The organism is Burkholderia thailandensis E264, assembly GCF_000012365.1.
Lineage (GTDB): Bacteria > Pseudomonadota > Gammaproteobacteria > Burkholderiales > Burkholderiaceae > Burkholderia > Burkholderia thailandensis.
In genome coordinates this window covers 2,519,691-2,538,870 of the sequence record NC_007650.1, presented here as the reverse complement: position 1 = coordinate 2,538,870, position 19,180 = coordinate 2,519,691, and the positions used below count along the sequence as shown (strand labels likewise).

Annotated in this window: 15 protein-coding genes and 1 pseudogene; 7 read left to right on the top strand and 9 right to left on the bottom strand. The window is 69.9% G+C overall.

Translation table 11 applies throughout. From position 1 onward, the window contains the following. Positions 1–69: 69 nt before the first annotated feature. On the bottom strand, positions 70–897 hold the full coding sequence (locus BTH_RS10645) for a hypothetical protein (RefSeq protein WP_011401499.1): 828 nt from the start codon (positions 895–897) through the stop codon (positions 70–72). Between the two features lie 288 nt (positions 898–1,185). Further along, positions 1,186–1,905, bottom strand: a complete 720-nt coding sequence (locus BTH_RS10640; RefSeq protein ID WP_019256118.1) for a FadR/GntR family transcriptional regulator — start codon at positions 1,903–1,905, stop codon at positions 1,186–1,188. A gap of 379 nt (positions 1,906–2,284) precedes the next feature. On the opposite strand from BTH_RS10640, the gene BTH_RS10635 reads away from it, so the two are divergent. The 7 genes and pseudogenes from BTH_RS10635 to BTH_RS10610 all read left to right on the top strand — a co-directional run bounded on the left by BTH_RS10635 (position 2,285) and on the right by BTH_RS10610 (position 9,767). Further along, positions 2,285–3,091 (top strand): (Fe-S)-binding protein, encoded by an 807-nt coding sequence (locus tag BTH_RS10635; RefSeq protein ID WP_009894032.1) that lies wholly within the window; start codon positions 2,285–2,287, stop codon positions 3,089–3,091. Then, positions 3,088–4,536 carry a LutB/LldF family L-lactate oxidation iron-sulfur protein gene (locus tag BTH_RS10630; RefSeq protein ID WP_009894030.1) on the top strand — a complete coding sequence of 483 codons (1,449 nt, stop codon included), beginning with the start codon at positions 3,088–3,090 and terminating at the stop codon, positions 4,534–4,536. The genes BTH_RS10635 and BTH_RS10630 overlap by 4 nt, the downstream gene beginning before the upstream one ends. Then, positions 4,533–5,261 (top strand): LutC/YkgG family protein, encoded by a 729-nt coding sequence (locus BTH_RS10625; protein WP_011401497.1) that lies wholly within the window; start codon positions 4,533–4,535, stop codon positions 5,259–5,261. The genes BTH_RS10630 and BTH_RS10625 overlap by 4 nt, the downstream gene beginning before the upstream one ends. A 309-nt stretch (positions 5,262–5,570) precedes the next feature. Then, positions 5,571–7,292, top strand: coding sequence for a lactate permease LctP family transporter (locus BTH_RS10620; RefSeq protein ID WP_009894024.1), 1,722 nt, complete (start codon positions 5,571–5,573; stop codon positions 7,290–7,292). A gap of 377 nt (positions 7,293–7,669) precedes the next feature. Continuing rightward, positions 7,670–8,128 (top strand): annotated as a pseudogene (locus BTH_RS30485) (STM2901 family protein). Continuing rightward, positions 8,100–8,474, top strand: coding sequence for a DUF1493 family protein (locus tag BTH_RS10615; RefSeq protein ID WP_009894021.1), 375 nt, complete (start codon positions 8,100–8,102; stop codon positions 8,472–8,474). The pseudogene BTH_RS30485 and the gene BTH_RS10615 overlap by 29 nt, the downstream one beginning before the upstream one ends. Positions 8,475–9,329: 855 nt before the next feature. Then, a complete protein-coding gene (locus BTH_RS10610; RefSeq protein ID WP_009894019.1) occupies positions 9,330–9,767 on the top strand; it encodes a DoxX family protein in 438 nt (145 codons plus the stop codon). Between the two features lie 107 nt (positions 9,768–9,874). Here BTH_RS10610 and BTH_RS10605 read toward each other — a convergent pair whose 3' ends face one another. The 7 genes from BTH_RS10605 to BTH_RS30480 all read right to left on the bottom strand — a co-directional run bounded on the left by BTH_RS10605 (position 9,875) and on the right by BTH_RS30480 (position 19,161). Beyond that, complete coding sequence (locus tag BTH_RS10605) at positions 9,875–11,407, bottom strand: MFS transporter (protein ID WP_025404206.1); 1,533 nt, start codon at positions 11,405–11,407, stop codon at positions 9,875–9,877. 175 nt (positions 11,408–11,582) lie between these two features. Further along, a complete protein-coding gene (locus BTH_RS10600) occupies positions 11,583–12,875 on the bottom strand; it encodes an MFS transporter (protein WP_009894016.1) in 1,293 nt (430 codons plus the stop codon). Positions 12,876–13,249: 374 nt separating this feature from the next. Further along, entirely contained in the window at positions 13,250–14,284 is a 1,035-nt protein-coding gene (locus BTH_RS10595; protein ID WP_009894015.1) for an Ldh family oxidoreductase, read from the bottom strand. Beyond that, complete coding sequence (locus BTH_RS10590) at positions 14,277–15,869, bottom strand: aldehyde dehydrogenase (NADP(+)) (RefSeq protein WP_009894013.1); 1,593 nt, start codon at positions 15,867–15,869, stop codon at positions 14,277–14,279. Before BTH_RS10590 ends, BTH_RS10595 begins: the two co-directional genes overlap by 8 nt. Positions 15,870–15,943: 74 nt before the next feature. After that, positions 15,944–17,569 carry an APC family permease gene (locus BTH_RS10585; RefSeq protein ID WP_009894011.1) on the bottom strand — a complete coding sequence of 542 codons (1,626 nt, stop codon included), beginning with the start codon at positions 17,567–17,569 and terminating at the stop codon, positions 15,944–15,946. Positions 17,570–18,047: 478 nt separating this feature from the next. After that, positions 18,048–18,968 (bottom strand): dihydrodipicolinate synthase family protein, encoded by a 921-nt coding sequence (locus tag BTH_RS10580; protein ID WP_009894009.1) that lies wholly within the window; start codon positions 18,966–18,968, stop codon positions 18,048–18,050. Positions 18,969–18,978: 10 nt separating this feature from the next. Beyond that, on the bottom strand, positions 18,979–19,161 hold the full coding sequence (locus BTH_RS30480; RefSeq protein WP_080511318.1) for a hypothetical protein: 183 nt from the start codon (positions 19,159–19,161) through the stop codon (positions 18,979–18,981). Positions 19,162–19,180: the final 19 nt, after the last annotated feature.

Genomic DNA, 19,180 nt, shown 5'->3' with positions numbered 1-19,180 from the left:
GCCGGGTGCATCGCTCGTTCGCCGCGCATGCGCTCGTTCGCCGCGTTTTCGTTTCGCTCGTGCGCTGCGTCATTCGATCGGCCGCCGCGCGAAGCGCGCGGCGAACGCCTCGAACGCGGCGATGTCCGCGCGCGGCGTGCCGATCGCCGCGTCGCTCGGAGCGACGTCGTCCATCTGCACCGGCTGGCAGTCGATCAGATGCCGCACGTTCGGAAACTTGGACATCCTCGGCAGCCGGTAGCGCAGCCGGAAGAGGCGCGGCAGCACGCCGCGCGATTTGCGCAGATCGTCGACCCGCTGCACCGACGCGTCGAACCAGAAGCGCGACCACGCGGCCTGCCTGCGCTCGCCGCGCGGCGCGGCGATGAATTCCGTCAGCACGAGCAGGATGTAGGGGATGTCGCGTTGCGCGAGCGTCGGCCATGCCCAGAGCTTCAGCACGTCCGCGAGCTCGATCGCGCGCATGAAGCGCGCGATCCCGAACGCGCACGCCGTCTGCCGGATCGTGTGCAGATGCCGCTGCCAGTGCTGGAAGAAGGTCGCGCGGGCGCGCCGGCCGTGCTCGTCGAGCGGCGGGCCGACGTGCACGGCGAGCGGATTCGGCAGCGCGTCGTTGACGAGCGGGCAGCGCGCGAATTCGCCCGCGAGATGGACGAAGCGGCGCGCGTGCGAGCGGTCGCGCAACTGCACGACGTACAGCGCTTCCAGGCACAGCGGACAGCGCGCCCACCCGTGCGGGACGGGGGCCGCGCGACAGAGTGCGTCGACGTGGACCAGTCGATCGTCGACCGGGTGCAGCGCATATTCGAGCATCGGCCGTGCTTTCATGTCGGTGCCGGTCCGGCCCGGACGGAGCGGCGCTCGTGCGCCGGCGCCGCATGCGGGCCCTGAGATCAACGAGGAACGGGGTCGACCGGAAGTCGGTATCCCGAATCAGATCAGACACGCGATGTGTGACACGCCGATGTGCGGCTCGTGACGACCGGCGGTTTCCGTGACGGCGGGCGGCGCGGCGGTGCAATCGGATGCCGGGCGGTCAGCGCGCGACGCCCGGTGAGATGCGCCGCCCCTTCATGATCCGCGGATAGCGCGCGCTCACTTCGTGGTCCGACTCGACGTTCGCGTTCGTGAGGCGCTCGGACCACGCGGGATTCCGGCGATGCGTGCCGTGGCCGATGCGGCGCGTCAGGCCGCCTGCTCGTACAGCGCGCGCACGTAGCGCAGATGGCGCTCCGCCGCCGCGCGCGCGCGTTCGGGGTCCTTCGCGGCGATCGCCTCGTAGATCTCGGTGTGCTGTTCGAGGAGGGCGCGCTCCATCGCGTCCGCATGGTTCACGAGCCGGTGCGACTTGTGCATCGATTCCTGCAGCAGCCCGTGAATGCCGTGCATCACGTGGATCAGCGCGACGTTGTGCGTCGCGTCGGCGATCGCGAGGTGGAAGTTCGCGTCGACCTCGGCGAGCCGGCCCGGCTCGTGTTTCAGCGAATGGCCCGCGAGCGCGTCGTACGCGGCCTTGATCTTCACGAGATCGCCGGGCGTCGCGCGCTCGGCCGCATACGCGGTCGAGATCGTTTCGAGGCCGTGGCGCAGCTCGAGCACGTCGTGGCTCGCCTCGGGGTTCTGCAACAGCAGATCGGCGAGCGGATTGGACACGACGGGCGCCGTGATGTCCGCGACGACGAAGCCGCCGCGCCCGATCGAGCCGATGAAGCCGTCGGCCTCGAGCCGCACGAGCGCCTCCCGCAGCGACGGGCGCGACACGCTCAGCTGCGCGGCGAGCTCGCGCTCGGTCGGCAGCTTCTGGCCGGGCAGCAGCTTGCCCGCCGAGATGAGGGACTTGATCTGGTCGGACACCACATCGGACAGGCGCACGCGGGTGTAGGACTCGACTGGCTGAAACGTCATGCACGGGCCTTCTGGACGGTTGGGTGGCGCGGACGCCGGCTTGTGCGGCCGGTCGCTCGCGCGCCGGCCGATGCGCGCCGCAGCGTACGGCGGCCGCGCGGAATTATACCCGGCGGGGCCCCGATGGCCTTCCGAGCCAATGCCGGCGCGGGGTTCGGCTCGATCGGCGCCTTGCCGATCGGCGTTTTCCCTGATCGTCGCGACATTGACAGCCGACCGCCATCTCACTATCTTGGCCAGCGTGGTCAGACCAACTTGACCAAAGTATAGGGCATTGACGGCGGGTTCGCGGGGTCGCGCGCCGGTTCGCCGAAGCCCATTCGTCGATGTCATCCGTTGAAACCAGGAAGCGGCCGCGACGAGCGGCCGGATCAAACACATGGACTCATCCCCGCACACCGCCGGCGCGCCCGGCGGCGCCCGCGAGACGCCGCGCGTCGGCCTGTTCGTCACGTGCCTCGCGAATCTCTTCCGGCCGAGCGCCGCGCTCGCGGCCGTGCAATTGCTGGAGGCGGCCGGCTGCACGGTCGACGCGCCGCGCGCGCAGACCTGCTGCGGCCAGCCGGCGCTGAACAGCGGCGATTTCGACGACGCGCGCGGCATCGCGCGCCGCACGATCGAAGCATTCGAGCGCTACGACTACGTCGTCGCGCCGTCCGGCTCCTGCATTCGCACGCTGCGCCACGACTATCCGGACCTGCTCGCGAACGATCCCGCGTGGAAGCCGCGCGCCGAGCGGCTCGCCGCGCGCGCGCACGAGCTGACGAGCTTTCTCGTCGACGTGCTCGGCTGGGCGGGCCCCGAGCGCGCCGCGGTGGCGGGCTGCACGCTCACCTATCACGACACCTGTTCGGGCCTGCGCGGCCTCGGCATCAAGGCGCAGCCGCGCGCGCTGCTCGCGCGCGTCGAAGGTGTCGAGCTGAAGGAAATGAAGGATGCCGAAGTCTGCTGCGGCTTCGGCGGCACGTTCTGCGTCAAATATCCGGAGATCTCGACGAAGATCGTGTCCGACAAGACCGCGAATGTCCGCGCGAGCGGCGCGACCGTGCTCGCGGGCGGCGATCTCGGCTGCCTGATGAACATCGGCGGGCGGCTCAAGCGCGAGGGCAGCCCGGTGCGCGTCTATCACATCGCCGAAGTGCTGACCGGAATGAACGTCGAGCCGATCTGCGGGGAGGACGAATGAGCGCGCAACCTTCCACCGCGACGCCGACGTTCAAGGCGCGCGCGAGCGCCGCGCTGCACGACGCGCAGCTTCAGGAAGCGCTCGGCATGCTCGGCGAGGGCTGGATCGAGAAGCGGCGGCGCGTCGTGTCGCTGTTGCCCGAGTTCGAGATGCTGCGCGAGCGCGCGAAGGCCGTGAAGGACCACGTGCTCGCGAATCTCGACACGTATCTCGAACGCTATGAAGCGGCCGTCACGCGTGCGGGCGGCGTCGTCCACTGGGCGAGCGACGCGGCGCAGGCGCGCGAGATCGTGCTGAAGATCTGCCGCGACGCGAACGCGAAGACGATCACGCGCGGCAAATCGATGGTCGGCGAAGAGATCGGCCTGCCCGCCGCGCTCGAGGGCGCGGGCATGGAAGTGGTCGAGACCGATCTCGGCGAATACATCGTGCAGCTCGCGCACGAAGGGCCGAGCCACATCGTGTTCCCGGCGCTGCACAAGACGATCGGTCAGGTTACCGAACTGTTCGCCGGGCATCACTCGCCCGCGCAGTACGACGGGCCGCGCGAGACCGTGGCGGACGTCGTCGGCGAGGCGCGCCAGGTGCTGCGCGAGAAGTTCTTCGTCGCGGACGTCGGCATCACCGGCGCGAACTATCTCGTCGCCGAGACGGGCTCGAACGTGATCTGCACGAACGAGGGCAACGGCGACCTGACGTCGACGCTCGCGCGCGTGCACATCGTGACGGCGGGCATCGAGCGCGTCGTGCCGACGCTCGACGACGTCGCGCTGTTCGTGCGCCTGCTCGGCCGCAGCGCGACCGGGCAGGAGATCACGTCGTATACGACGTTCAGCACGGGCGCGAAGCGCGGCGACGATCTCGACGGGCCGCAGGAATATCACGTCGTGCTCGTCGACAACGGCCGAACGCGGATGCTCGCGGGCGAATTCCGCGACATGCTGCGCTGCATCCGCTGCGGCGCGTGCATGAACCATTGCCCGGTGTACGGCGCGGTCGGCGGGCATGCGTACGGATGGGTCTATCCGGGGCCGATGGGCGCCGTTCTCACGCCGCTCCTGCAGGGCATCGAGCACGATACCGATTTGCCGAACGCGTGCACGCTGAACGGGCGCTGCGCGGAAGTGTGCCCGGTGAAGATTCCGCTGCCGACGCTGCTCAAGAAGCTGCGCGGGATGCAGTTCGACGCGCGGCTCACCGCGCCCGGCACGCGATTCTTGCTGCGCGCGTTCGGCGTGGTCGCGCGGCGGCCGGCGCTTTATCACTGGCTCACGCGCGTCGGCGCGCGCGTGCTGCGCGGGCTCGGCGGCAAGCGCGGCAGCATCGCGCGCGTGCCGTTCGCGTCCGGCTGGACCGATTCGCGCGAACTGCCGAAGCCGCCGCCGCGCACGTTCTTCGAGACATGGGACGCGACGCGAGCGAACCGGCAGGAGGTGCGGCGATGAGCGCGCGCGACGACATTCTCGGCCGCATCCGCGCGGCGCTCGGCGGCGAGCGCGCGTCGCTCGCCGCGCAGTTTCCGGCGCCGGCGCGAACGGCGGCCGCGGCCGATGCGTCCGACGCGCCGCGCGCGCGCGGGACGCTCGATTCGAGCGCGGCGTCTTCTGGCTCGCCGGCCGCCGCGCGCGGCCCGGCGATCTCGCTCGGCGACGTCGATCTCGTCGCGCGCTTCGTCGCGAAGGCGCAGCAGGTGTCCGCGACGTGCGCGCACATCGCGACGGCCGCCGGCGCGCCCGCCGCCGTCGACGCGTATCTGCGCGACGTCGGGCTTGCCGATGCGCCGCTCGTCGTCGCCGCGGCGCTCGACGCGCTGCCGTGGCGCACGCATCGCGCGCTGCCCGGCGTCGACCTGCGCCGCGACGGGCTCGTCAGCGTCACGCCGTCGTTCGCGGCGATCGCGGAGACGGGCAGCGTCGTGTGCCTGTCGTCGAGCGCGACGCCGACGTCGCTGAACTTCGTCGCCGCGACGCACGTCGTGCTCGTGAATCGCAGCGCGATCGTCGCGACGATGGAGGATGCGTGGGCGCGCGTGCGCGCGACGATCGCGACGCTGCCGCGCGCGATCAACGTGATCACGGGGCCGTCGCGCACCGCCGACGTCGAGCAGACCGTTCAGGTCGGCGTGCATGGCCCGAAGCGCGTGCTCGTGCTGATTTGCGACGACGCGTGACGGCTGGCGCGCGAGGCGCTGCGCTCGGCGGATCGAAACGCATGCGTGCGCGGCGATGCGGCGCGTTGCGCGAAGAAGACCGAAAGCGGCGATCCGACTGATTGCCGAAGCGGGGCGTCGTTGGCCCGGCAATTCGCCGACACGGCCTTCTGCGGCATCGAGGAAGCGCCCCAGTCAACAGCACGCGACGCGCGACGGCGGACGACGCGCTTCGCACCGAAAACCAAGCGCCGGCACTGACCGGCGCACCGATACGAACGGCCCGCGAGGCCGTCGCCCATTCAGATTCATTCACGGAAGGAGACACACGTGCAGGTTTGGAACCAGGTCTATCTGCCGCTCGGCGGCGTCGGCTGGTCGGCGCTCGCCGCCGGCGCGCCGATCATTCTGTTCTTCGTGTCGCTCGCGGTGCTGCGGCTCAAGGGGCACGTCGCGGGCGCGCTCACGCTCGCGCTTTCGCTCGTCATCGCGATCGCCGTCTACGGGATGCCCGCCGAGCGCGCGCTCGCGTCGGCGGCCTACGGGTTCGCGTACGGGTTGTGGCCGATCGCGTGGATCATCGTCACGGCGGTGTTCCTCTACAAGATCGTCGTGAAGAGCGGCCAGTTCGACATCATCCGCAGCTCGATCGTGTCGCTGACCGACGATCAGCGGCTGCAGATGCTGTTGATCGGCTTCTCGTTCGGCGCGTTTCTCGAAGGCGCGGCGGGCTTCGGCGCGCCGGTCGCGATCACGTCCGCGCTGCTCGTCGGCCTCGGCTTCAATCCGCTGTACGCGGCGGGCCTGTGCCTGATCGCGGATACCGCGCCCGTCGCGTTCGGCGCGCTCGGCATTCCGGTGATCGTCGCGGGCCAGGTGTCGGGCCTCGATCCGATGGCGGTCGGCGCGATGGCGGGGCGCCAGTTGCCTTTCCTGTCGTTCTTCCTGCCGTTCTGGCTCGTGTTCGTGATGGACGGCGTAAAGGGCGTGCGCGAGACGTGGCCCGCCGCGCTCGTCGCGGGCGGCAGCTTCGCGATCGTGCAATTCTTCACGTCGAACTACGTCGGCCCCGAACTGCCCGACGTGACCTCGGCGCTCGCGAGCCTCGTGGCGCTCGCGTCGTTCCTGAAAGTGTGGCGGCCGTTGCGCGCGCGCGAGGCCGCCCGCGCGGAATCGGTCGTCTCGGCGGGCGGCGGCGCGCTCGCGCTCGGCGGCATGCCGGGCGGCCTGGGCGGCGCGCGCGCGACGGGCGGCGGCCGGCGGCCTTCGCCGTATTCGTTCGCGCAAATCGCGCGCGCGTGGTCGCCGTTCGTCGTGCTGACCGTGATGGTGACGATCTGGAGCATGAAGCCGTTCAAGGCGCTGTTCGCGAAGGGCGGCGCGCTCGCGTTCACGACGCTGCAGTTTCACATCCCGCATCTCGACAAGCTCACGCAGAAGATGGCGCCCGTCGTCGCGCATCCGACGCCCGTGCCCGCCGTGTTCAACTGGGATCTGCTCGCGGCGACGGGCACCGCGATCCTGCTGTCGGCGATCGTATCGATGGCCATCCTGAACGTTCCGGCGCGCACCGGCGTGCGCACGTTCTTCGAGGTGCTGAAGGAACTGAAGCGTCCGGTGCTGTCGATCGGCCTCGTGCTCGCGTTCGCGTTCGTCGAGAACTATTCGGGGATGTCGACGACGCTCGCGCTGCTGCTCGCGGGCACGGGCGCGGCGTTTCCGTTTTTCTCGCCGCTGCTCGGCTGGATCGGCGTGTTCCTGACGGGCTCGGACACGTCGTCGAACGCGCTGTTCTGCTCGCTGCAGGCGACTACCGCGCAGCAGATCGGCGTGCCGAGCACGCTGCTCGTCGCGGCGAACACGACGGGCGGCGTCGCGGGCAAGATGATCTCGCCGCAGTCGATCGCGGTTGCGTGCGCGGCCGTCGGTCTCGTCGGCCACGAGGCGGACCTGTTCCGCTTCACGTTGCGGCACAGCCTGTTCTTCGCGCTCGTCGTCGGCGTGATGACCTGCGTGCAGGCGTACTGGCTCACGGGGATGATCGTGCACTGAATGCGCGGGCGGCGAATGCATGCGTGCGTTCGCCGCCGATCGTGACAGCGCGCGCTGTTTCGTACGCGCGGACGAGCGGGGCGCGTGCGGGCGGCGCGTCTGTTCGCTTTCGCCGTTTCGCATGGCGAAGGAAGGAGGCTGACGAAGTGGGCTCACGAGAGCCTGAAGCGCCGACGCGAAGCAGCGCGGGCCGTGGGCGGTCGACTTCCTGAACAGTTTGCATGCCGAATAAGCCGATACAGGGCGATCGCTCTGCATGGCGGCTCGCTTCCGCGGGGCCATCTCCTTTATACCGATCATGTAAAGTAACGCGTCCGCGGGGCTCCAAGCCTATGCTGAGAGAGCAGCAAAGCCTCGCCCGATGATCGGAGAAAAGAATGAGCGATAACCGATACGCTTACGGTGTCCGCCAGAATCTCAGGCCCGTCGATCTTTTCGTGTACGTGGCCCTCGATGAAACGCAGAAACAACTAGGATTCGATGACCTCGGCGCGGCTGCGGCCGTTTTGTTGGGGTAGTCCGATGTGCCGGTGCCCGGTAAGTTCGCCGACGCAACGAAGGGTACGTCGGTTGCCTCGCTTGCCGCGCGAAAGCTGTTGCCCTTCAAGCTGGCGGTTCGTTTGCCGATGATGACTGGAGTGGGGCTTTCAGGCTTTCGTATTGCCTTTACGCGCAACCTCGGGGCTTGGGTCGGACGGACGATTCCCATAGTCGGTGAGGTCTTGCTGGCAAAGGATGCCGTTCTCATCATGCGTAACACGCTTTCGACCTATAACCGGCTTGTGAAGCCGCTGATCGGATGCTTGGATGAACGACGAGATCTGGGGCCGGCTTGAGGCGTTTGCACGGGAAGAACTCGGGCAGCCGTTGTTCGGTGGTAGCTTGAAACTGCAGCCGGAGTCGCGTCTGGAACAGGACCTCGGTCTGACAGGGCTGGACGCAGTCGAGTTTATCGACAAGTGGGCAAAGACGTTTCAGGTTGCTGCCCAGGACTTCCCATACCGTCGCTACTTCAACCCGGAGGGGCAGCAATTGCTGTCCTCGGTTCTTGGGTTGTTCTCGAAGAAGTTTCGTCGGCCCGAACTGGTGCCGCTGACACTTGAGATGCTGGCTGAGGCGATGCGCCGTGGGCGGTGGGACTCCACCGAAATCGAAGCTTCTGTCGGCGGCCGGCGTAGATGAGCGCACGGCGTCGTAGTGTCGGCGGGCCGTTTTCACTGGATTGGCTGCGTAGAGTGGCGGCCTGACGAATATTCGCTCGAGGGGGGGCGAGCGCCGATCTGTTGCCCGGCGTCATCACCGGCTTTTCGGCGGTCGCTGGGATTGCGGTGGGGGTCCTGCTAACGAGAAAGCGCGAACACGATGCGGACCGGCGCAAATTCCGGCCGGAGCACTACCGAGAATACGTGGCAGCATTTTCCGGCGTCGTTGAAGGCCGCGTTATTGAGGCTGACGCACACGAGCGGTACGCCGATGCGGTAAACGCGTCAATGCTCGTCGGCTCGCTGAGGGGGCCGAAAGCGCTGGATGCCCTGCTTGACGAGACGTCTTCACAAGCAGCGCTCCCGCGAAATGCGCGACCGCCTGCTCGATGACCTGCTGAGAGCCATGCGAGAGGATGTTCAGCCGCGCGGAGCCGTCGAGCCGGAGCTTCCGCGATTCAGGCTGTTTACCGCGCCGCCTCGCGTCTATCAGGGCACTTAATCAGACTGGGTACCGATCATGCGCAAATAGCCCGGCAGTGTGATGACTCCAGCGGCAGAGTCCGCGGAAACCACTCAGAAAGCATGCCGCATTCACCGGTCACGTTTGGCGTCACGTGGGCGGATCTGATGTAGATGCGCTCGCCTTACATCTGCATGGCAAGACGATGGATCGTGTGCGGATTTGCGGGAGATGCAAAGGGAATGAGCGCGGTTGCAACGTTTTGCTACAACCTTTTGCTTGGAACGATGCGCGAGACCTCCTATTCTGGCGGATTTACGAGATACGCCGCGTGCGGCGCGGCGTTCGTCGATTGATCAGAGGAGGTCACGCATGACGCGTTCCGTCGATTCCGGCGTCATTTTTTTCGCACGGCTCCTGCTCGCCGTGCTGTTCCTCTGGGGCGGCACGATGAAGGTGACGGGATACGGCGAGTTCGTCGGCTATCTGAAGGGGCTCGGCGTGCCGTTCACGCAGGTCGCGGCGCCCGCGATCGTCGCGCTCGAAGCGCTCGGCGGCGTGCTGCTCGTCGTCGGCTACAAGGTGAAGCCGCTCGCGCTCATGCTCGCGATCTACACGATCGCGACCGCGCTGATCGGGCACAACTTCTGGGACGCGACCAGCCCGGCGTTGCAGCGCGACATGGCCGTGCATTTCTGGAAGAACGTCGCGATCGCGGGCGGCTTCCTGCTGTTGTACGTGACGGGCGCGGGCGGCGCGAGCATCGACGGCGCGCGGCGGCCGTCGTCGTCTTACGGCTCGCTGCGCTGAGTTTTCCGCGAGCTCGCGCCTCGCCACATCGATTTCTTTCACAGTCCCCGTTCGGTAGACGTTCGTCGCGCGCTCATCCGCCGCGGCTTCACGCGGCGCGCGCCGGCTCAGCGCGCGTTCGCGCGAGCCCGCTTGCCCGATGCCGCAGGATGCGGCGTGCCGCGCACGACGGCCGCCATCGCCGCGGCGCTCGCGAAGAGCACGGCCGACACCTGCGCCGACGCATGCAATCCCGACACGATGTCCGCCGGCAGCGCGCCGCTCGCGAGCGCGCCGAAACCCGCGACGCCGATCGCGCCGCCCGCCTGCCGCGCGGTGTTGAGCACGGCGGACGCGGTCGCGGCGCGCGCGCGCTCGACCGATGCGAGCACGGTCGTCGTCATCGCGGGCACTGCGAGCCCCATGCCGCCCGGAATCAGCAGGAACGGCACGACGAGCATCGCGATCGGCGTATCGGCGCGCACGGCGCCCAGCAGCACGAACCCGGTCGCGCCGATCAGCGCGCCCGCGATCATCGGCCGGCGCGCGCCGTAATGCGCGGTCGCCCAGCCGCTCGCGACGTTCGACAGCAGGAAGCCGCCCGTGAGCGGCAGGAACGCGAGCCCCGCCTCGAGCGGCGTGTCGTGCCGCACGCGCTGCAAGTACAGGCTCAGCACGAAGATGATTCCGTAGTACGACAGATTCATGCAGACGCCGAACAGCACGGCGACGCTGAACGCGCGCTGCCTGAACAGCGTGAGCGGCACCATCGGATGCGCGCTGCGCGATTCGACGAACACGAACGCCGCGCCGGCCGCGAGCGCGGTGGCGACGAGCGCCGGATGCCAGTCGATCACCGCGCCGGTGAAGAGCGTCAGCGCGACGACGGCGAGACACTGGCCCGGAAGATCGATGCCGCGCGGCGTGTCGGCGGCGCGCGCGGGCGCGGTTGCACGGGATGTCCGCGAATCCGCCGCCGCCTCTTGCGCTTCTTGCGCCTGCTGCGTCTGCGCGCCCGGGCCGCGCGCACGGCCATGACCGGACGCCGCCGCCGCCGCCGCGCGCGCGTCATCCCTGTCGATCCACAGGAACGTCGCGACGAGGCCGGCCGCGCATAGCGGCAGATTGACGAAGAAGAGGCTGCGCCAGCCGAACTGCGCGATCAGCGCGCCGCCGATCACCGGGCCCGCCGCGATCGAGATCGCGCCCGACGCGGTCCACCAGCCGACCGCGCGCGCCCGCAGCCGCGGATCGTGCGCGCACGCGTGGTTGAGCAGCGCGAGCGAATTCGGCAGCATCGCGGCGGCCGCGAGCCCTTGCAGCGCGCGCGCCGCGACGAGCGCCGGCGCGTTCGCGGCGACGCCGCAGACGAACGACGCGACCGCGAAGAGGGCGAGCCCGGCCGCGAACAGCCGGCGCGCGCCGAAGCGGTCGCCGAGCGCGCCGGCCGACAGCATCAGGCCGGCGACCGCGAGCGTGTACGCGTCGACGATCCATTGCAGGCCCGCGACGCTCGCATGCAGATCGATGCCGATGCGCGCGAGCGCGACGTTGACGATCGTCACGTCGAGCTGCGTGATGACGAAGCCCGCGCTCACGGTCGGGATGATGCGCACGAGCGCGGCGCGGGAAAGGGCGGGGTGAGGAAGGCGGGTGTCCATGCACGCATCGTAGTGTCGTGCGGGACGGCGACGTTGCGGACGCTTCTGAAATGTCGAATGCGGCGCGGACGAGGGGCCGGTGCGTTCCGGCGGCGTTTCCCGCGGCTCGCGGCCCGTTCGCGCGAGGCCCGAAAGACGCGTGGCGGGCGGCATTGCGCCGCCCGCGCAACGGACGTTATTCGGCGTCCTTCGCGAACGGCATCGCGACCGCGCCGAGCACGCAGATCGCCGCGACATAGTAGGCCGGCGCGAGCGGGCTCGATTTCATCAGCAGCGACACGATCACCGGCGTGAGCCCGCCGAACACCGCGTACGCGACGTTGTAAGAGAACGAGATGCCCGAGAAGCGCACGACGGCCGGAAAGCTCTTCACCAGCACGAACGGCACCGCGCCGATCGTGCCGACGGCGAAGCCCGCGAGCCCGTAGAGCGGCACGAGGCGCGAGGCGTCGACGGCGATCTGCGTGTACATCGCGTAGTAGCACGCGGCGAGCGCGATGCCGCCGATCGACAGCACCGCCTTCGCGCCGAAGCGGTCCGCGAGCGAGCCGGCGGTGATGCAGCCGGCCGTCAGGCACAGCGTCGCGATGCTGTTCGCGAACAGCGCGGTCGCGGGTGCGATATGAAACTGCTTTTGCAGCAGCGTCGGCGTCATCAGGATCACGACGACGATCGCCGCCGACAGCATCCACGTGATCAGCATCGACACGATCACCGCGCGGCCGTGGTCGCGAATCACCGCCTTCAGCGGGATCTCGGCCGCGAGCGTCTTGCGCGCCTTCATCTCGGCGAACACGGGCGTCTCGTGCAGCCAGCGGCGCAGGTAGACGGAGAAGAGGCCGAACACGCCGCCGAGCAGGAACGGGATGCGCCACGCGAACGCGGCGACTTCGGCTGTCGAGAAGCGGCTGTTGATGGCCGTCGCGACGAGCGAGCCGAGCAGGATGCCGATCGTGAGGCCCGCCGTCAGCGTGCCGCACGCGTAGCCGATGCGCTGCGACGGCACGTGCTCGGACACGAACACCCACGCGCCGGGCACTTCGCCGCCCACCGCCGCGCCCTGCAGCACGCGGAACAGCAGCAGCGCGACCGGCGCGAGGATGCCGACGCTGTCGTAGGTGGGCAGCAGGCCCATCAGCAGCGTCGGCACCGACATCAGCAGCACGCTCAGCGTGAACATCCGCTTGCGGCCGACGAGGTCGCCGAAGTGCGCCATCACGATGCCGCCGAGCGGCCGCGCGAGATAGCCGGCCGCGAAGATGCCGAACGTCTGCAACTGGCGAAGCCAGTCGGGGATGTCGTGCGGGAAGAACAGCTGGCCGATCGCGGGCGCGAAGAACACAAAGATGATGAAATCGTAGAACTCCAGCGCGCCGCCCAACGCGGCGAGGCCGAGGGTTTTGTAGTCGCGGCCCGTCAGGGCGCGGGGCGGGGCGCTTGAGACGGCGCTCAGTTCGGAAGCAGGCATGGTCGGGGCGATCCTGGTTCGAATGGTTGTGTACCGCGCGGATGGGGCCGGGCGGCGGGCCTCGTCGTCGGACTGACGGTGCAACGCGCGGGATGGCGCACGGGACACGAACCGCGCGGCGGCCGGATGGGAGCCGCACGGGAAGACGAACGCGACGCAATGCCGGCGATTCTACAGGACTGACGAATAGCCGACGGCCGCGCCGGCCTCGTGGAAATCGGCAATTGCCGGCGGGCGGAAAACCGTGTGTGGGGGCGCGCCGCGCGCCCGCGCGGCGACGCGGGCGGGCGGCTTCAGGCGGGGTTTCCGGCGGGCTCCGGTCGGCTCCGGTCGGCTTCGGTCGGCTTCGGCGGCGCGGCCGGCTCGTCGGCGCGTCAGTCGAGCAGCGCGACGATCTCGTCGTGGAGCCGGGCCGGAATTCGCACGCCGTGCGCGACGCTGCGCGCGCGGGCGTCGAAGCGCCGCTGCGACGGCAGCCGCGCGCCCTGCGCGACGATCGCATCGAGCATGCGCTCGCCGCGCGCGAGGCCGGCTTCGAGCGCGTCGCCGAGAAACACTTTCGGATCGAGCGCGATCACGAGCTCGCCATGACACGGCGTCGCGCCGACGCCTTCGTCGAACGCGAGCGATTCGGCGCTCGTCATGTCGCCGATCAGCGCGCCGGCGAGCAGCTCGATCATCGCCGCGAGCGCCGAGCCCTTGTGCCCGCCGAACGTGCGCATCGCGCCTTGCAGCGCGGCCTTCGGATCGGTGGTGGGCGCGCCGTTCGCGTCGAGCGCCCAATGCGGCGGGATCGGCTTGCCCTCCTTCGCGTGCAGCTCGATGTCGCCGCGCGCGATCGCGCTCGTCGCGAAGTCGAACACGAACGGCGTGCCGCCCGGGCGCGGCCACGCGAACGCGAGCGGGTTCGTGCCGAACACCGGCCGCGCGCCGCCTTCGGGCGCGACCCAGCTATGGCTCGGATTCATCGCGAGGCCGGCGAGGCCGTGCGCGGCGATCGCCTCCACCTCCGGCCACAGCGCCGAGAAGTGGTAGCAGCGGTTGATCGCCATCGCGGCGATGCCGTGCCGCCGCGCCATCTCGACGAGCACCGGCAGGCCGGTCTCGAACGCGAGCAGCGAGAAGCCGCGATGCGCGTCGAGCGCGACGATCGACGGCGATAGCCGGCGCAGCGTCGGCGCCGCGTGCGGATCGACCTTGCCGAGGCGCAGCGAGCGCGCGCACACGAGCAGCCGGTAGACGCCGTGCGAATGGCATTCGTCGCGCTGGCCTTGCGTGATCACGTTCGCGATCGCGCGCGCGTGCGCGTCGGACAGCCCGTGGCGCGCGAGCACGCGCAGCGCGAGCGCGTGCACGTCGTCGAGCGACAGGACGACGTCCGGCCGCGCGAGGTCTTGCGGATCATTCATCGCGCGCCTCCCGCGGCGCGAGCGCGCCGTCGATGCGTTGCGGCACGCGCAGCGGGTTGCCGTCGCGCAGCGCGTCGGGCAGCAGCGCGTCGGGCACGTCCTGATACGACACGGGCCGCAGGAAGCGCTCGATCGCGCGCGCGCCGACCGACGTCGTGCGCGTGTCCGATGTCGCCGGGAACGGCCCGCCGTGCACCATCGCATGGCCGACCTCGACGCCCGTGCCGAAGCCGTTCACGAGGATGCGGCCGGCCCGGCGCTCGAGCGTCGGGCGCAGTTGCGCGAACAGCGGCGCGTCGCCGTCGCCGAGGTGCGCGGCGATCGTCAACTGGCCTTCGAGCGCCTTCAGCACGCGGTGCAGCGCGCCGGCGTCCGCGCAGCGCACGACGAGCGACGCCGGGCCGAACACCTCGTCGCGCAGCTCGGCGCGCGTGATGAACGCATCGGCCGTCGTCGCGAACAGCGCGGCGCGCGCCTGATGGCGCTCCCCCGAGGGGCCTTCGCCGAGCCGCTCGACCGCGTCGTGCGACGCGAGCCGCGCGACGCCTTCGCAGTAGCTCGCGTGGATGGGCGGCGTGAGCATCGTCTGCGCGGCGGCGGCGGCGATCGCGGCCGCCGCGGCCTGCTCGAACGCGCGCAGCGCCGGGCCGTCGATCGCGAGAATCAGCCCCGGATTCGTGCAGAACTGTCCCGCGCCGAGCGTGAGCGACGCGACGAACTGCTGCGCGATCGCATCATGCCGCGCGGCGAGCGCGCCGGGCAGCAGCAGCACCGGGTTGATCGAGCTCATCTCCGCGTAGACGGGAATCGGCTCGTGCCGCGCGGCCGCGATGTGCATCAGCGCGACGCCGCCGCGCCGCGAGCCCGTGAAGCCGACCGCCTTGATCCGCGGATCGGCGACGAGCGCCTGGCCGACCTCGCGCGACGCATCGAACAGCAGCGAGAACACGCCGGCCGGCAGCGCGCATTCGCGCACGGCCGCCTGGATCGCGCGGCCGACGAGCTCGGACGTGCCGGGATGCGCGGAATGCGCCTTGACGATCACGGGGCAGCCGGCCGCGAGCGCGGACGCGGTGTCGCCGCCCGCGACCGAGAACGCGAGCGGAAAATTCGACGCGCCGAACACGGCGACGGGCCCGATCGCGACGTTGCGCAGGCGCAGGTCGACGCGCGGCTGCGGCTTGCGGTCCGCGCGCGCGGGGTCGATGCGCGCGTCGATGAAGCCGCCGTCGCGCACGACCGACGCGAACAGCCCGAGCTGGCCGACGGTGCGCGCGCGCTCGCCTTCGATCCGCGCGCGCGGCAGCCCCGATTCGGCCGCGCAACGCTCGATCAGCGCGTCGCCGAGCGCGACGATGTGCCGGCCGATCGCGTCGAGAAACGCGGCGCGCGCGTCGAGCGTCGTTTCGCGGTATGTGTCGAACGCGTCGTCGGCGAGCGCGCACGCGGCGTCGAGGTCGCGCAGGCTCGCGCCGCCGAACGCGGGCTCGAGCGGCTCGCCCGTCGCGGCCTCGATCGCGCGGAACGCGCCGTGTTGTCCGAACGTCGCCGATTGGCCGATCAAAAGCTCGCCAGTGAGTCGCATGGTTCTCCTCGAAAAGTGCGGGCCGGGCGTTGCCGCCCCGGCCGATGAAAAAGCGGACGCGGTTGCGCCGCGCGTCAGTTCTCGTCGTCGTCGAGCTGCAGCTTCGCGGCCGGCACGCCGGTATGCGCGCCCCAGTAATAGATGACGAGCGCGACGGCCGCGACGGCGAGCGTGTCGTACGGATGCGCGAGCCGCCCGGTGCCGCCGAAGCCGCCGAAATACGACGCGGCGATCATCAGCGCGTAGAACGCGATCAGCCACGCGGACGAGCGCACCTGCTCGGCTAGGCTCAGATGCGCGGTGGGCACCCAGCGGCGGCACGCGAGATAGACGACGAACATCGCGATCTGCAGCCCGAGCAGCCACGACACGGTGCTCCAGCCGGACCAGTAGACGATCAGCGCGGCGATCACGAACGAAGCGGGGCCGGTGATCGCGAACGCGCTCGCGCGAAACGGCCGGGGCAGCCCGGGCGCGGTGCGGCGCAGCGCGGCGACCGATACCGGCGCGACCGCGTAGCTCAGCACGAGCGCGGCCGACACGGTGTTGATGAGCGCTTCCCACGACGGGAACGGCAGCGTCCAGAAGATCGCGAGCGCGAACGTGAGCCACAGCCCCGCGCGCGGAATGCCGGAGGCCTCGTCGACGCGCGTGAACACCTTGAAGAACGTGCCCGTCTTCGCCCAGCCGTAGACGACGCGCGGCGTCGCGTTCATGTAGATGTTGCCGCAGCCGGACGGCGAGATCATCGCGTCGGCGACGACCATGTACGCGAGCCAGCCGACGCCGAGCGCGAGCGCGATGTCGCGGTACGGCAGCGAGAAGGCCTTGCCGATGTCGTGCCAGCCGCCCGCGAGCATCGCGCTCGGGATGCCGCCGAGGAACGCGAGCTGCAGCAGCACGTAGATCAGCGTCGACAGCACGATCGACAGGATCAGCGCGATCGGGATCGTGCGCTGCGGGTTGCGCACCTCGCTCGCGACCGACACGATCGGCGTGAGGCCGAGATACGCGAAGATGATGCCGCCCGCGGACACGGCCATCTCGACGCCGGGCATGCCGAACGGCGCGAAGCCGTGCATCGTCAGGTTCGCGGGCTTGAAGAACGTGAACAGCACGACGATCACCGATAGCGGCACGACGAACTTGAACACGCTGATGAGGTTGTTCGCCTTCGCGAACGTCTTCACGCTCGAATAGTTCAGGTAGAAGAACAGACAGAGGAGGGCCGCCTGCACGAGCCAGCCGAGCGTCGTCGGATTGCCCGAGCCCTCGACGGTCAGGCCCGGAAACCACGCGGCCGCATACTGGCGCGCGGCGACGACCTCGATCGCGATCAGGCTCGAGAACGCGATCAGCGTGATCGCGCCCATCAGGTAGCCGAGCAGCGGGCCGTGCGAGAACACCGGATAGCGGACGACGCCGCCCGCGCGCGGCAGCGCCGCGCCGAGCTCGCAGTAGACGATGCCGAGCAGCAGCACCGCGAAGCCGCCGAGCAGCCACGAGAGGATGCCGGCCGGACCCGCGATCGTCGACACGTGGCTCGCGGCGAACAGCCACCCCGAGCCGAAGATCGCGCCGAGGCCAATGAACGTCAGGTCGGTCAGCGACAGCTGTTTCTTGAACGTGCCGTGTCCGGCGTCGGTGGGCGTGGGCCGCGCGAGCGGCGCGGATCGCTGGGCATTGCCTTGGGCGGGCATGGGCTGTGTCTCCTTGATTGGATGGATTCGTTCGACCGGCGGCAGCGGGCGACGCGCGGCGGCTCGCGCGCGGGCGTTGCCGGCGTCGCCGCCGCCACGGCTGCGGTTGCCGTAGCGGTCGGTTTTGCGGTTGCCGGTGTGGTTGCCGATGTGGCTGCCGGTGCGGCGAAGTCCGCCGCGAAGTCCGCGCCGGCCGGGCCGGCTTCGACGGCCGGGCCGCGGCATGCGGGATCGCGCCGGACCGTGCGGGCGCGGCGTCGTCGCGGCTGCGCGCGGCGCGGCCGCCGCGCATCGGGCGGGAAGCCGGCGCGCCGCTCGCGGACCGCGGGCGATGCGAACGGCGGGGCGCGCGTGGTTCGCGACCGCGCTCGCCTATCCGTCGACGTCCCGCGCCGCCGCGCCACTGCGTCACCGCGCCGTCGCGCCGTCGCGCCCGCGCCGCCCGGCGACGCGCGCCGGACGGCTGCGGCCGCGTCGTTCAGAGGCCGACGTCCGGCAGCGTCGGACGCGTTTCGAGCGCCTTCGCGACGATCGCCTTTACCTGCGCCAGCGCGTCGCCTTGCAGTGCGAGGCGCGGCGGGCGGGTGAGCGCGCTGCCGCGGCCGACGAGCTCTTCGCACAGCTTGATGCACTGGACGAGGTCGGGGCGCGCGTCGAGGTGCAGGAGCGGCATGAACCAGCGATACAGCGCGAGCGCTTCGTCGAAGCGCTTTTGCTTCGCGAGGCGAAACAGCGTCTCGCCTTCCTTCGGGAACGCGTTCGACATCCCCGACACCCAGCCCTGCGCGCCCACCGCGATGCTCTCGACGACGACGTCGTCGAGGCCCGCGAACAGCACGAAGCGATCGCCGACCGCGTTGCGCAGGTCGATGAAGCGGCGCGTGTCGCCGGACGAATCCTTGAAGCACACGATGTTCTCGCAGTCCTGCAGCGCGATCAGCACGTCGGGCGTCACGTCGTTCTTGTAGATCGGCGGGTTGTTGTAGACCATCACGGGCAGATCGGTGCCCGACGCCACCGCGCGAAAGTGCGCGGCCGTCTCGTGCGGCTTCGCCGAATAGACGAGCGCGGGCATCACCATCACGCCGTCCACGCCCACGCGCTGCGCCTCGCGCACCGTGTTGCGCGCGAACTCGGTGGTGAATTCGGCGATGCCGGCGATCACGGGCACCTTGCCGCCCGCCGCGTCGCGCGCGGCCTCGATCACCGCGAGCTTCTCGGCCGTGCTGAGCGACGTGTTCTCGCCCACCGTGCCGCAGACGACGAGGCCCGACACGCCGTCGTTCACCAGGTTCTTCACGACGCGGTGCGTCGCGTCGACATCGAGGGAGAAGTCCGGCTTGAACTGGGTGCTGACGGCGGGGAAGACCCCGCTCCATTGAATCGCGTTACGGCTCACTGAGTATCTCCTACGTTCGAATGAGGTGGCCGACGGGGGTGTCGGTGCGTGAACCAGTATCGCCGTCGGCAAGCCGCGAGGCTTGAGGCTTTTCCAAACGTGAAAAGATGAAATCGGCACAATCGGGGCGCGATCGCCGGCGCGCGCGCCGGGCTGTGCCGATTTCGTCGTGCGCGCCATCGAAAACCCACAAGCGGCGCGCTGCGCGACAA